Origin of the sequence: Micromonospora palythoicola, assembly GCF_036689795.1 — a bacterium.
Classification (GTDB): Bacteria; Actinomycetota; Actinomycetes; order Mycobacteriales; family Micromonosporaceae; genus Micromonospora; species Micromonospora palythoicola.
Window position 1 is genome coordinate 1 of record NZ_JBAGKI010000049.1, and the last position, 12,960, is coordinate 12,960.

Here is a 12,960-nt window from a genome sequence, read left to right on the forward strand (position 1 = left end):
TGCCGCTAACCTCATGATCAACGAGGCGGGGGGTGTGGGGGTGGGGTGGGGTGGGGTGGGGTGTTAGGCGGGGGTGGGGAGGGAGGGGGTGATGGCGCGGCGGGTGCGGACGGCGGCGGCCAACTCGGAGAGCACCTCGTCGGTGGTGTCCCAGCCGATGCAGGCATCGGTGACCGACTGGCCGTAAGTGAGTTCGCGGGTCGGGTCGAGATCCTGTCGACCCGGTACCAGGAAACTCTCCAGCATGATCCCGACGATGCCGCGCTGGCCGGCGGCGATCTGCCCGGCCACGTCGGCGGCGACCGCGGGCTGGTTGCGGTGGTCCTTGCCGCTGTTGGCGTGGCTGGCATCCACCACCAGGCGTTCCGGCAACCCTGCGGCGCGCAGCAGATCCAGCGCCCCGGCCACCGACTCGGCGTCGTAGTTCGGCCGGCCGCCGCCGCCCCGCAGCACCAGGTGGCCGTCCGCGTTGCCCCGGGTGTGCATGATCGCCGGCGTGCCGGAGACGTCGATGCCCGGGAAGACGTGCGGCACGCCGGCCGCCCGGATCGCGTCGACCGCGGTGGCGATGCTGCCGTCGGGACGGTTCTTCATGCCGATCGGCATGGACAGCCCGGAGGCGAGCTGGCGGTGCACCTGGCTCTCCACGGTGCGCGCCCCGATCGCCCCCCACGCGACGGTGTCCGCGATGTACTGCGGGGTGATCGGGTCGAGGAACTCGCAGCCCACCGGCAGACCGAGACGCAGCACGTCGAGCAGCAGCGCCCGGGCGCGGCGCAACCCGGTGTTGACGTCACCGGAGCCGTCCAGCCCGGGGTCGTTGATCAGCCCCTTCCAGCCCACCGTGGAACGCGGCTTCTCGAAGTACACCCGCATCACGACGAGCAGGTCCTCGTTGACCCGCTCGGCCGCCGCGCGGAGCCGGTGCGCGTAGTCGAGGGCGGCGGCGGGGTCGTGGACCGAGCACGGCCCGACCACCACCAGCAGGCGGTCGTCGGTGCGGTCGAGCACCTGGCCGACCGCCCGACGGCCAGCCAGTACGGCCGCCGTGAGGGCGTCGTCCAGGGGTAGCTCGTGCAGCAGCAGGGCCGGGGTGGTCAGCGGTACCACACGGTCGATCCGCTGGTCGATGACCCGGTGGTTCTCCGGGGTCGTCACGGTGGGCATCCTTCCGCCGACCGCACCCGGGGCCGGTGCCCGGGTCGAGCCGGCTGCTCGTACGCGAAAGGGCAGGAACGAAAGCTCCTGCCCGGCCGGCTCGAATTCGGTGACGTCAGATCATGGTGAGGTCACCGGCCGAGCCGGCTGCCTAAACCATCGATACGAGCGCGTCACGGCGGTAAGCGTACCCGACCATGCCCGAGCGCTCATCCTCCCGTCGACAAAGCCTCGCCTCGTGTTCACCGACATCGATAAAACCGCCGGTAATTTCAGCGCCACCGAACGCTGCTCCTCCGGAGGTCCCCGATGGATCGTCGTACCGTCCTGCGCGCCACCGTCGCCGGTGGCGCCGCCGCCTTCTCCGGCAGCCTCTGGGCGGGCGCCGCCGTGGCCGCACCCGCCCAGCCCGGTCCCAGCCCCTACGGCTCACTGCGCAGCGCCGACAGCAACGGCATCCAGCTGCCCACCGGATTCACCAGCCGGGTGATCGCCCGGTCCCGCCAGGCCGTTTCCGGGACGTCGTACACCTGGCACGACGCGCCCGACGGTGGCGCCTGCTTCGTCGCCGGCACGGGCTGGATCTACGTCTCGAACTCCGAGATCACCCCGGGCGGCGGTGCCTCGGCGGTGCGTTTCAACGCCGATGGCAGCATCGCCTCGGCGTACCGGATCCTCGCCAACACCAACCAGAACTGTGCCGGTGGGGCCACGCCGTGGGGCACCTGGCTCTCCTGCGAGGAGGTCAACCGCGGGTTCGTCTACGAGACCTATCCGCAGGGCGGCACCGCCGCGGTGCAGCGGCCGGCGATGGGACGGTTCAAGCACGAGGCCGCCGCCTGCGACCCGGACCGTCGGGTGATCTACCTGACCGAGGACGAGAGCAACGGCTGCTTCTACCGGTTCCGGCCGAACAGTTGGGGCAACCTCTCGTCCGGGACGCTTGAGGTACTGGTCGCGGGGTCCGCCACCAGCGGCCCGGTGACCTGGGCACGGGTACCGGACCCGGACGGGTCGCCGACGGTGACCCGCAGCCAGGTCTCCGGCGCCAAGCGGTTCAACGGTGGCGAGGGCTGCTGGTACGACGACGGCACCTGCTGGTTCACCACCAAGGGCGACAACCGGGTGTGGGCGTACGACGCGGTCAACCAACGCATCGACCTGGCGTACGACGACTCGCTGGTCTCCGGCACCGCACCGCTGACCGGGGTGGACAACATCACCGGCACCGGCTCGGGTGACCTCTACGTGGCCGAGGACGGCGGCAACATGGAGATCAACATCATCACACCGGCCGGGGTGGTCGCCCCGTTCCTGCGCATCACCGGTCAATCCTCCTCGGAGATCTGCGGGCCGGCCTTCTCACCGGACGGCACCCGGCTGTACTTCTCGTCCCAGCGCGGCACCTCCGGCTCCTCGTCCGGCGGCATCACCTACGAGGTGCGTGGCCCGTTCCGCTGACCCGGGTCTCGGAACGATCGGAAGGGCCCCTTGTCCGGCGCCAGGCGTCAGGAAGGGGCCCTTCCCCGGCGGAGTGGGGAAGACGGGGGCGGGGTATGAGGAGCGCCATGACTGACGAGCCAAGCGACCAGGAGCGGGTGGAGTCCCGCGCCCACCTGCTACCGGAGGAGGCGGCCGCCGGCAGCGACGACGCGCAGGCCCAGGCCGACGCGATCCTCACCGAGTCCGACGCCCGGGAGGCCGACCAGAACGCCGCCCCCGACACGGTGTTGGAGCGGCGCACCTCGGATCAGACCGTCAACCCGGTGGAACCGCCGGACTGAGCGGTGGCGCCACGCCCTCGGCGGGATCCTCGGTAGGTGTGCTGGCGCAGCCAGGCCAGCGGCCCGGCCAGGCGCAGCTCCTCCGGGAGGTTACCGACTGGGTCGAAGGCCAGCCCGGCGTCCTTTCGCGCGCTGAGCTGATCGCCGATCGTGACCTGCCCGAACGGCCGCCACGGTCCGGCGGCCGAGGCGACGGCGAGGACCAGGCTCGGCCGGCCGGCCGCCACCGCGGTGGACAGGCCGGCCAGGTCCCGGCCCAGGTCGGGTGACTCCGGGTCGGCCAGCGCGGCCAGCCAGAGCCGCCGCCGACCGGTGCGGTACGACATGACCGAGCTGTACGTGCCGGTGAACCGGCGTCGCGGCAGCGGCAGATGCCGCAGCACCGGTGCCGTGGCGCTGGAGCTGACCAGGAGATCGAACGGCCGTCCGGTCGCCCGGTGGATCCGCACGGCCAGGCCGAGCACGTCGGGCCAGGTGCCCGGGGTGGGCGTCCCCTTGGAGAGCCGGACGGTGGCCGGATACTGTCCGGGCCGGTCGAGCAGCCGGACACCGGTCGGCCGGCCGGCCGTACCCCAGACGAGCACCGCACCGGCGAAGGACCGGCCGGCCGGGTGCAGCGTCCGGCCCCGGCGCAGCCGGGCCACGGCCCGTGCCGCTCGTTCGGTGAGGACGGCGGGCGGCGGCCAGGAGATCGTCGGCATGTCTTCCGCATACCCAGGGCCCCACCGTCGATGCCGCCGTCCGCTCCTCGGACCCGTGCGTCGACGCGGCTCGCCGGTGGGGCGTCCCGGGGCCTGCCGGGGCGGAAGATCGGATAGCGTCGGTGCCATGCCCGACAGCGGTTACCCCTGGCCGATCTCGACGACCCGACTGGACAACGGCCTGCGCGTGGTGGTCAGCGAGGATCGCACCGCCCCGGCGGTCGCGGTCAACCTCTGGTACGACGTGGGTTCCCGGCACGAGCCGGCCGGACAGACCGGCTTCGCCCACCTTTTCGAGCACCTGATGTTCGAGGGCTCGACGCACGTGGCGAAGACCGAGCACATGAAGCTGGTCCAGGGGGCCGGGGGTTCGCTCAACGCCACCACCAACCCGGACCGCACCAACTACTTCGAGACGGTTCCGGCGGAACACCTCGAGTTGGCGCTCTGGCTGGAGGCCGACCGGATGGGCGGGTTGGTGCCGGCACTGACCCAGGAGACGCTCGACAACCAGCGGGACGTGGTCAAGAACGAGCGGCGGCAACGCTACGAGAACGTGCCGTACGGCGACGCCTGGCTGCGGCTGCTGCCGCTGCTCTACCCGCCAGGCCATCCGTACCACCACGCCACCATCGGCTCGATGGCCGATCTGAACGCCGCCGACCTGGCCACCTTCCAGGCGTTCCACCGGACCTACTACGCGCCGAACAACGCCGTGCTCAGCGTGGTCGGCGACACCACGGTGGACGAGGTCGTCGCGCTGGCCGAGAAGTACTTCGGCGGCATCCCGCCCCGGCCGGAGATCCCGGCGGCACCCGACGGCCGGGTCGTGCCGGCCACCGGAGTCCCCGCGGTGGAGACGGTGGTCACCGAGGTGCCGGCGCCGCGCGTGTACGTGGCGCACCGCACCCACCCGTTCGGCAGCCCCGGATACGACGTGGTGACCGTGCTGGCCACCGTGCTCGGCAGCGGTCGGGGCAGCCGGCTCTACCAGCGCCTCGCCGATGGTGAGCGGATCGCCCAGCCCGATCTGGTCGGTGCGTACGGGGTGGATCTGGCACACGCACCGGCACCGCTGATCGCCACCGCCACCGCCCGTCCCGGGGTGAGCGGTGAGCGGTTGGCCGCCGGGCTCGCCGAGGTGGTCGACGAGCTGGCGACCGTGCCGGTCACCGCCGCCGAGCTGGACCGGGCGAAGGCGTTGCTGACCACCGCGTGGTGGCGGCAGATGTCCACGGTGGACGGCCGGGCGGACGCGCTGAGCCGGTACGCCACCCAGTTCGGCGACCCGGCCACGGTGGCCGAGCGGCTACCGGCCTGGCTCGCGGTGACCGCCGAGCAGATCGCCGAGGTGGCCGCCGAGGTGCTCGGCGCCGACGACCGGGTGACCCTCACCTACCTACCGCAGGACAAGCAGTGAGCGCCAGCAGCGGGCGGTGCCGCCCGGCGGAGTGCTGTGGGTGGGCATCCGTGAACCCCGCAGCCGCGAACGAAAGGATCACCCGGTGACCCTGATCGCTGATCGTCCCGGTCCGGGTACGGCCCGCCCGTACCGTTTTCCCCAGGTGGTCCGCCGCTCCGTCGCCGGTGGCGACGTCGTCGCCGCGCACCTGCCCGGGCAGAACCTCGCCGTGGCGATGCTGCTGCTCGACGCGGGCGCCGGTCGGGAACCGGTGGGCCGCGAGGGGCTCGGCGGGGTGCTGGCCAAGGCGCTGGAGGAAGGCACCACCCAGCGTGACGCCACCGCGTACGCGCTGGCGATCGAGGCGCTCGGCACCGAGTTGGTGACCGGGCTGGACTGGGACACCTTCCAGGCGAGCGTGCAGGTGCCGGTGGGTCGGCTGGGCGCGGCGGTGGAACTGCTCGCCGAGGCGGTGCGTACCCCGAGGCTGGACCCGGACGACGTGCGGCGGGTCCGCGACGACGAGGTGACCGCGCTGCGGATGGACTGGGCCAACCCGGGGCCACGGGCCGACGCGGCGTTGCGTGCCGACCTGTTCGGGGCCGGCAACCGTTGGGGCCGTCCGATGTACGGCGACCCCGACTCGGTGGCGGGCCTGGACGTGGAGGACGTGACCGTCTTCCACTCGGAGTGGTTCATCCGTCCGGGCACCCTCGTCGTCGCCGGTGACCTGGACCGGCTCGACCTGGACGCCCTCGCCGCCACGGCGTTCACCGGCACCGGCGGTGGGCCGGTGGACCGGGGGACGCCGATCGAGGTGCCGGTGCGTCCCGAGCGGCGGATCATCCTCGTCGATCGGCCCGGATCGGTGCAGTCCACACTGCGGCTCGGTCATCCCGGACCGCACCGGGCACACCCGGACCACGTGCCGATCGCGCTCGCCGGCACGGTGCTCGGCGGGGCGTTCACCTCCCGGCTCAACCACCTCATTCGGGAGGTCCGTGGCTACACGTACGGCATCCGGGGTGACTTCGCCTCGTCCCGCCGGTACGGCCGGTTCGCGGTCAGTTCGAACGTGCAGACCGCCGTCACCGCACCGGCGCTGGTCGAGGCGGTCGGCGAGATCGCCCGTACCCAGGCCGGTGGGGTGACCGAGGACGAGCTGGCGGTGGCCCGGTCCTGGCGGGCGGGCCAGCTCTCGGTCGAGTTGCAGAGCCCGCGGGCGATCGCCGGGGCGCTCAGCACGCTCGTGGTGCACGATCTGCCGGACGACTACCACGCCCGGCTGCGGGAGGAACTGCTCGGCGCCCAGGTGGACCAGGTCTCGGCGGCCGCCGCCACGCACCTGCGTCCGGAGTCGCTGACCCTGGTGGTCGAGGGCGACGCCGCGGTGATCAGGGACGAGCTGCTGGCCACCGGTCTCGGCGAGCTGACCGACCACCCGTCCGGGACGTGATCGACCGCCCGCTGGGCCAAAGTGTGACGTCGGTCGCGGCGAGGGTGGCCGGGCTGAGATGCTGCGGTCGGTGAGGGCGGCGCGACGATGTTCTTGCGGCGGAACCGGCCGGCGAGGGGCGACTCTCCCGGTCCGGTCCGGCCCGGTCCGGCCGCCGGAATCCCCGCCGGTGGGAAAGCGTTCCCGATCCGGGCACCGGGCTGGGTAGCCTCGCGGGCATGAGGATCGGCATTGTGGGTGCCACCGGCCAGGTCGGTGGCGTGATGCGGCAGGTGCTGGCGGAGCGGAACTTCCCGGCGGAGCAGCTGCGGCTGTTCGCCTCGGCGCGCTCGGCCGGGCGGACGCTCGCGTGGCGCGGCGAGGAGATCACGGTCGAGGACGCCGCCACCGCGGACTACTCGGGGCTGGACATCGTGCTCTTCTCGGCCGGCAAGGGTTCCGCCAAGGAGCTGGCGCCACGGGTCGCCGCGGCCGGTGCGGTCGTCATCGACAACTCCTCGGCGTTCCGGATGGACCCCGAGGTGCCGTTGGTCGTCGCCGAGGTCAACCCACACGCCGCCGCCGTCCGGCCCAAGGGCATCATCGCCAACCCGAACTGCACCACCATGGCCGCGATGCCGGTGCTGCGCCCGCTGCACGCCGAGGCGGAACTGGTCGCCCTGGTCGTCGCCACCTATCAGGCGGTTTCCGGCGCCGGCCTGGCCGGCGTCGCCGAACTTGACGAGCAGGTCCGCAAGGTCGCCGAGACCGCCACCGGGCTCACCTTCGACGGCGGCGCGGTGGAGTTCCCCGCACCCCGCTCGTTCGCCCAGCCGATCGCCTTCAACGTGCTGCCGCTGGCCGGCTCGATCGTCGACGACGGGTCGGCGGAGACCGACGAGGAGCAGAAGCTCCGCAACGAGAGCCGCAAGATCCTGGAGATCCCCGACCTGAAGGTCTCCGGCACCTGCGTGCGGGTTCCGGTGTTCACCGGTCACTCGCTTCAGCTCAACGCCCGGTTCGCCCGGCCGATCAGCCCGCAGCGGGCGTACGAGCTGCTCGCCGACGCACCGGGGGTCGCCCTCTCCGACGTGCCGACCCCGTTGCAGGCGGCCGGCCAGGACCCGACGTTCGTCGGCCGGATCCGGGTCGACGAGACCGTCGAGCACGGTCTGGCGCTCTTCTGCTCCGGCGACAACCTGCGCAAGGGCGCCGCCCTCAACGCCGTGCAGCTGGCCGAGCTGGTCGCCGCCGAGGGCTGAACGATTGTCCGACCGATCGGAGCAGACCGTGACCGACGAGCACGTCCGGAACGCCCTCAGCGACCTCATCGCGGGTCGGTCGCTGGGGGTGCTGGCGACCATCAGACGCGACGGGCGGCCACAGCTGTCGAATGTGGTCTACGCCTATGACCGCACGAACGGGCTGATCCGGGTGTCGGTCACCGACGGGCGGGCGAAGACCGCCAACCTGCGCCGCGACCCCCGGGCCAGCTTCCACGTGGCCAGCGACGACGGCTGGTCGTACGCGGTGGCGGAGGTGCGGGCCGAGCTGACCCCGGTCGCGGCGGAGCCCGGCGACGACACCGTCGCCGAGCTGGTCGATCTCTACCGGGCGGTACAGGGGGAACATCCGGACTGGGACGACTACCGCCGGGCCATGGTGGCCGAGAGGCGGCTGGTGCTGCGGCTGCGCGTGGAGCGCCTGTACGGCATCCCGCCGCGCGGCTGACCGGTCACGTTACTGCCCGCGGCGGTCGGGTAGACCCCTGGTTGCCCGACACCCAGAGGGAGGCGCCATGACAACGGTCGGAGAGTTCATGACGACCCGGTTGGTGACCATGGACGGCAACGCCACGCTCGTCGCGGCGGCCCAGGAGATGCGTGACTCCGCCATCGGTGACGTGGTGGTGACCGACGGCGACAACGTGGTCGGCATCGTCACGGACCGGGACATCACGGTCCGAGGCGTGGCGGAGAGCATGGATCCGGACACCACTCGGCTGAACCAGATCACCACCAAGGACGTGGTGACGGTGAGTCAGTACGACGACGCCGTCGCCGCCGCCGACCTGATGCGGACGTACGCCGTGCGGCGGTTGCCCGTGCTGGAGGACGGCCGACTGATCGGCCTGGTGTCCATGGGCGATCTGGCGGTCGAGCGGGAGCCCCAGTCGGTGCTGGCCGACATCAGCGCGGACGACCCCAACAACTGATCCTTCCGCCGAACGGAGCCGGTTCCCGAGCTGTCGGGAGCCGGCTTCGTGCCGTCCGGCGCCACGGGTCCCGCGGTCCTGCTTCCACCGCAGCACGTGCCGCTCGGGTCTCACCCCAAGCGGGTGAGGTTGAGCCCGCGGGCCTCGGGGACCCCTCCTGCGGGACATGAGCGACTGGGAGGAGGGGCCCGATGGCGGACGCGACCACGCGGTTTTTCGAGGACCTCGACCAACAGGGGTACGAGCCTCTGCTGGCGAAGACCTCCGGAGCCCTGCGCTTCGACCTGCACGAGGGGCCGCAGACCACGCACTGGCTGGTGCGGATCGACCGGGGAAACATCCAGGTCAGCCGGCAGGACATGGAGGCCGACACGGTGGTCGGTACCAGCCCCGCGCTGTTCGAGGAACTGGTCACCGGCCGGGAGAACGGGCTGGCGGCGCTGCTGCGGGGGGACATGACGGTCACCGGTGACGCCCGCCTGGTGGTGCAGGTCGACCGGATCTTCCCCGGGTCGCCGTACGCCAGGGGACCGCAGCGCTACCGGAAGGGGGTGCAGTGATGGCACCCAGCCACACCGTACGGATCCTGGACGGCAACAACTTCGTCGTCAGCGAGGCCACCGGGGACATCGAGGCGACACCGACGGAGCCGACGGGACTGTTCTCCATCGACACCCGCTTCCTCTCCAGATGGGTGCTCACGGTCAACGGTGAGCGACTGAACGCCCTCTCCTACGACGACCTCCAGTACTACGAGTCGCGCTTCTTCCTGGTGCCCGGGCTGGCCACCCACTATGTGGACGCGAAGCTGTCGATCATCCGGGAGCGGGCGGTCGGTGGGAGCTTCCGGGAGGACATCACCATCCTCAACCATGACGAGAAGGCGGTCGACCTGGAGATCCGGATGGACGCCGGTTGCGACTTCGCCGACCTGTTCGAGGTCAAGGACGAGATCCTCAACAAGAAGGGTGAGATCTACTCCGAGGCCGAGCCGGACCGGCTGCGCCTGGGCTACCGGCGGGGCAACTTCAAGCGCGAGACCATCATCTCGTCCTCCGTGCCGGCCCGGTACGACCGCAACGGCTTCGCGTTCTCCATCCACCTGGAACCGAACGAGCAGTGGGACACCCGCATCGACGTGCAGACCCTGGCGGTCGGCCCGGGCGGTCGGGACCTGCGTCTCGGGTTGCAGGCGCACGGCACCGAGCGGCTCGCCCTGCAGCACGACCTGGAGGAGTGGATCGCCAAGGCGCCGACGGTGAACAGCGAGCACGACAGTCTGTCCGCGACATACCGCAAGTGCATCGTCGACCTGGCCGCTTTGCGTTTCTCGCCGCTGTCGCTGGGTGGTCAGACCCTGCCCGCCGCCGGTCTGCCGTGGTTCATGACCATGTTCGGCCGGGACAGCATCCTGACCTGTCTGCAGACGCTGCCGTTCACGCCGCAGCTGAGCGCGACCACGCTGCGGATCCTCGCGGCCCTGCAGGGCACCCGGTTCGACGACTTCCGGGAAGAGGACCCCGGCCGGATCCTGCACGAGATGCGGTACGGCGAGAGCGCCGCGTTCGAGGAGCAACCGCACTCGCCGTACTACGGTTCGGTCGACTCGACGCCGCTGTTCGTGGTGCTGCTCGACGAGTACGAGCAGTGGAGCGGCGACGGCGCGTTGGTCAAGGAGTTGGAGCAGGAGTGCCGCCGGGCCTTCAAGTGGATCGACGACTACGCCGATCTGGTCGGCAACGGCTACATCTGGTACGAGCGGCGGAACACCGACACCGGCCTGGAGAACCAGTGCTGGAAGGACTCCTGGGACTCCATCTCCTACCGCGACGGCACGCTGCCGCCGTTCCCCCGGGCCACCTGCGAGGTGCAGGGGTACGCGTACGACGCGAAGATGCGCGGCGCGCGGCTGGCGCGTGAGTTCTGGGACGACCCGGCGTTCGCCGAGCAGTTGGAGCGGGAGGCCGCGGCGCTGAAGGAGCGGTTCAACCGCGACTGGTGGGTCGAGGACGGCGGCTACTACGCGCTCGCGCTCGATCCCGACGGACGACAGTGCGACGTGCTCAGCTCCAACATCGGCCACCTGCTCTGGAGCGGGATCGTCGACGACGACCGGGCCGAGCAGATCGCACACCACCTGGTCGGGGCACGGCTGTGGACCGGCTGGGGAGTGCGGACCCTGGCCGAGGGCGAGGTGCGTTACAACCCGATCGGCTATCACAACGGCACCGTCTGGCCCTTCGACACCTCGTTCTGCGCCTGGGGTCTGCGCCGGTACGGCTTCGCCGAGGAGGCCGCCATGATCGCCAACGGCATCCTGGACGCCGCCCGGTACTTCGACGGACGGTTGCCCGAGGCGTTCGGCGGCTACCCGCGTGAGCAGACGAAGTTCCCGGTGGAGTACCCGACGGCGTGCAGTCCGCAGGCGTGGTCGACGGGGGCCCCGCTGCTGTTGCTGCGGACGATGCTCGGCCTGGAGCCGCACGAGGGGCACCTGGCGGTCGAGCCGCGGCTGCCGGTCGGCATGGGCCGGATCGAGGTGCTGGACATCCCCGGCCGCTGGGGCCGGGTGGACGCCTTCGCCCGGGGCCGGGTGGACCTGCACTCGCTCGCCGGATGACCGGCGTGGCCGGGTCGCCCTACCGGGCGACGGGTGACCCGGCCACGCTCCCGCAGATCACGGCGACCACCGTCCCTACCGGTGCGTAACCTACTCGGGGTAAAGTTCCGGAATGCCGGAACTCGTGTACCCGCCCGTTATCGCCGCCGCCAAGACGATGTTCCGGGTCCTCGACCTCAGGCTCACCGTCGAGGGCGACCACCACGTTCCCCGTACCGGCGGGGCGGTGCTGGCCAGCAACCACGTCAGCTACCTGGATTTCATCTTCTGCGGACTTGGTGCCCTCGAGTCACGTCGACTCGTCCGGTTCATGGCCAAGGACTCGGTGTTCCGGCACCGGGTCTCCGGGCCGTTGATGCGCGGCATGCGGCACATCCCGGTGGACCGGCGCGCCGGGGCCGACTCGTACGCCGCCGCGGTCGCCGCGCTGCGCTCGGGTGAGGTGGTCGGCGTGTTTCCCGAGGCGACGATCAGCCGCTCGTTCACCGTCAAGGAGCTCAAGAGCGGAGCCACCCGGATGGCCCGCGAGGCGCAGGTACCGGTGCTGCCGGTCGCGCTCTGGGGCACTCAGCGGCTGTGGACGAAGGGACGTCCGCGTACGCTGACCCGCCGGCACACGCCGATCACCATCCTGGTCGGCGAGCCGATGGATCCGTCCGGGTACCCGGACCCCGCCACGATGACCGAGGAACTGCGTATTCGGCTGAGCGCGCTTGTCGACCGGGCGCAGCGGGAGTACCCGGACCAGCCGGCCGCACCGGCGGACCGGTGGTGGTTGCCGGCGCACCTCGGCGGCAGCGCGCCGACCCCGCAGGAGGCGGCGGCGCTCGACGCCGACGACCGGCGTCCCACGACCCGCTGAACAGGTCGAGTCCGCGGGGTGCCGGCGGCCTACCGCTGGCCGGATGCCGCGTCGTACGGCTGCGCGTCGGCGTGCCTCGGCCGGTAGTAGTCCTCGCGGGAGTGGAACTCCACCGGCAGGGCACCGGGCAGCAGCACCCGGCCCGTGCCGCTGAGCGACGTGGTCCGGGCCAGCCGGGCCAGCGCGTCCCGTTCCGGCGGGGACAGGTCCACCAGCTCCGGCCGGACCAGCCGGAACGTGGCGATCGCGTGGCGCAGCTGCCGGGCGAGTTCACCGATCCGGTCGGCGGGACCGACCAGGGCGAGCGCCGGCTGCCGGATCGTCCGCAGCGCGTCACAGACCACCAGCAACGTCGCCGGGTTGCCGTCGGCGGCGGGCACAAACTCCAGCCGGGACGGCCACTGCCAGCGGATCTGCCCGCTGACCAGTGCGGGCAGGCGGGCTGTCCCGCGGTGCCTGGCGCCCAGGTCGGTGCGCTGCCGGTCCCCACCGACGTACGTCAGCCGGTGGTCGGTGACGGTGAGCGCCACCGGGGTGGGCAACGACCAGGCGCGGTAGGCGTCGCTGGGACCGAGTAGGTAACCCGCCACGTCCACCCGGTGGCGATCGAGCACGTGCTCGCCGCCGTCCGGGACCAGCTCGTGCCGCCGGTCGAGCAGCGGGCCGGTACCGTCGACCACCGCGTCGAACCGATGCGGCGCGATGAAGAACGGGGACGCGTCATCGTGCATCGTCGGAACCTCCGGTGCGGACGGCTGCTACTCATGAGCCTCGCCGAGACGT

Annotated in this window: 13 protein-coding genes; 10 read left to right on the forward strand and 3 right to left on the reverse strand. The window is 71.7% G+C overall.

Features of this window, described 5'->3' with window-relative positions:
- Nucleotides 1–63: 63 nt before the first annotated feature.
- Nucleotides 64–1,167 carry a 3-deoxy-7-phosphoheptulonate synthase gene (locus tag V5O40_RS20000; protein ID WP_332906888.1) on the reverse strand — a complete coding sequence of 368 codons (1,104 nt, stop codon included), beginning with the start codon at nt 1,165–1,167 and terminating at the stop codon, nt 64–66.
- Between the two features lie 300 nt (nt 1,168–1,467).
- On the opposite strand from V5O40_RS20000, the gene V5O40_RS20005 reads away from it, so the two are divergent.
- Both V5O40_RS20005 and V5O40_RS20010 read left to right on the forward strand, forming a co-directional pair.
- Entirely contained in the window at nt 1,468–2,619 is a 1,152-nt protein-coding gene (locus V5O40_RS20005) for an alkaline phosphatase PhoX (protein ID WP_332906889.1), read from the forward strand.
- 107 nt (nt 2,620–2,726) lie between these two features.
- Nucleotides 2,727–2,942 (forward strand): hypothetical protein, encoded by a 216-nt coding sequence (locus V5O40_RS20010; RefSeq protein WP_332906890.1) that lies wholly within the window; start codon nt 2,727–2,729, stop codon nt 2,940–2,942.
- Here V5O40_RS20010 and V5O40_RS20015 read toward each other — a convergent pair.
- Nucleotides 2,909–3,643, reverse strand: a complete 735-nt coding sequence (locus V5O40_RS20015; protein WP_332906891.1) for a phosphodiesterase — start codon at nt 3,641–3,643, stop codon at nt 2,909–2,911. The genes V5O40_RS20010 and V5O40_RS20015 overlap by 34 nt on opposite strands.
- A 127-nt stretch (nt 3,644–3,770) precedes the next feature.
- Here V5O40_RS20015 and V5O40_RS20020 point away from each other — a divergent pair, with 127 nt between their 5' ends.
- From V5O40_RS20020 to V5O40_RS20055, 8 genes are all read left to right on the forward strand, one after another.
- Nucleotides 3,771–5,063, forward strand: coding sequence for a M16 family metallopeptidase (locus V5O40_RS20020; RefSeq protein WP_332906892.1), 1,293 nt, complete (start codon nt 3,771–3,773; stop codon nt 5,061–5,063).
- Nucleotides 5,064–5,148: 85 nt separating this feature from the next.
- Nucleotides 5,149–6,501, forward strand: coding sequence for a M16 family metallopeptidase (locus V5O40_RS20025; RefSeq protein ID WP_332906893.1), 1,353 nt, complete (start codon nt 5,149–5,151; stop codon nt 6,499–6,501).
- Nucleotides 6,502–6,719: 218 nt separating this feature from the next.
- Nucleotides 6,720–7,742, forward strand: coding sequence for an aspartate-semialdehyde dehydrogenase (locus tag V5O40_RS20030; RefSeq protein ID WP_332906894.1), 1,023 nt, complete (start codon nt 6,720–6,722; stop codon nt 7,740–7,742).
- A 28-nt stretch (nt 7,743–7,770) separates the two neighbouring features.
- A complete protein-coding gene (locus V5O40_RS20035) occupies nt 7,771–8,211 on the forward strand; it encodes a PPOX class F420-dependent oxidoreductase (protein ID WP_269737984.1) in 441 nt (146 codons plus the stop codon).
- Between the two features lie 67 nt (nt 8,212–8,278).
- The gene (locus V5O40_RS20040) at nt 8,279–8,695 is read left to right on the forward strand and encodes a CBS domain-containing protein (RefSeq protein WP_269737983.1); all 417 of its coding nucleotides are present in this window, start codon (nt 8,279–8,281) and stop codon (nt 8,693–8,695) included.
- A gap of 191 nt (nt 8,696–8,886) precedes the next feature.
- Entirely contained in the window at nt 8,887–9,255 is a 369-nt protein-coding gene (locus V5O40_RS20045) for an SCP2 sterol-binding domain-containing protein (RefSeq protein WP_332906895.1), read from the forward strand.
- Nucleotides 9,255–11,315: an amylo-alpha-1,6-glucosidase gene (locus V5O40_RS20050; protein ID WP_332906896.1), complete on the forward strand. Its 2,061-nt coding sequence runs from the start codon at nt 9,255–9,257 to the stop codon at nt 11,313–11,315. The genes V5O40_RS20045 and V5O40_RS20050 overlap by 1 nt, the downstream gene beginning before the upstream one ends.
- A gap of 112 nt (nt 11,316–11,427) precedes the next feature.
- The gene (locus V5O40_RS20055; RefSeq protein ID WP_332906897.1) at nt 11,428–12,177 is read left to right on the forward strand and encodes a lysophospholipid acyltransferase family protein; all 750 of its coding nucleotides are present in this window, start codon (nt 11,428–11,430) and stop codon (nt 12,175–12,177) included.
- Between the two features lie 29 nt (nt 12,178–12,206).
- On the opposite strand, the gene V5O40_RS20060 is transcribed toward V5O40_RS20055, so the two are convergent.
- Complete coding sequence (locus V5O40_RS20060) at nt 12,207–12,908, reverse strand: hypothetical protein (protein WP_332906898.1); 702 nt, start codon at nt 12,906–12,908, stop codon at nt 12,207–12,209.
- Between the last annotated feature and the right edge of the window lie 52 nt (nt 12,909–12,960).

Excerpts from the sequence above, each read along its gene's own strand:
- V5O40_RS20015 (WP_332906891.1), bottom strand. The coding sequence starts at position 3,643 with ATGCCGACGATCTCCTGGCCGCCGCCCGCCGTCCTCACCGAACGAGCG.
- V5O40_RS20020 (WP_332906892.1), top strand. The coding sequence starts at position 3,771 with ATGCCCGACAGCGGTTACCCCTGGCCGATCTCGACGACCCGACTGGAC.
- V5O40_RS20005 (WP_332906889.1), top strand. The coding sequence starts at position 1,468 with ATGGATCGTCGTACCGTCCTGCGCGCCACCGTCGCCGGTGGCGCCGCC.
- V5O40_RS20010 (WP_332906890.1), top strand. The coding sequence starts at position 2,727 with ATGACTGACGAGCCAAGCGACCAGGAGCGGGTGGAGTCCCGCGCCCAC.
- V5O40_RS20000 (WP_332906888.1), bottom strand. The coding sequence starts at position 1,167 with ATGCCCACCGTGACGACCCCGGAGAACCACCGGGTCATCGACCAGCGG.
- V5O40_RS20060 (WP_332906898.1), bottom strand. The coding sequence starts at position 12,908 with ATGCACGATGACGCGTCCCCGTTCTTCATCGCGCCGCATCGGTTCGAC.
- V5O40_RS20055 (WP_332906897.1), top strand. The coding sequence starts at position 11,428 with ATGCCGGAACTCGTGTACCCGCCCGTTATCGCCGCCGCCAAGACGATG.
- V5O40_RS20030 (WP_332906894.1), top strand. The coding sequence starts at position 6,720 with ATGAGGATCGGCATTGTGGGTGCCACCGGCCAGGTCGGTGGCGTGATG.
- V5O40_RS20040 (WP_269737983.1), top strand. The coding sequence starts at position 8,279 with ATGACAACGGTCGGAGAGTTCATGACGACCCGGTTGGTGACCATGGAC.
- V5O40_RS20045 (WP_332906895.1), top strand. The coding sequence starts at position 8,887 with ATGGCGGACGCGACCACGCGGTTTTTCGAGGACCTCGACCAACAGGGG.
- V5O40_RS20050 (WP_332906896.1), top strand. The coding sequence starts at position 9,255 with ATGGCACCCAGCCACACCGTACGGATCCTGGACGGCAACAACTTCGTC.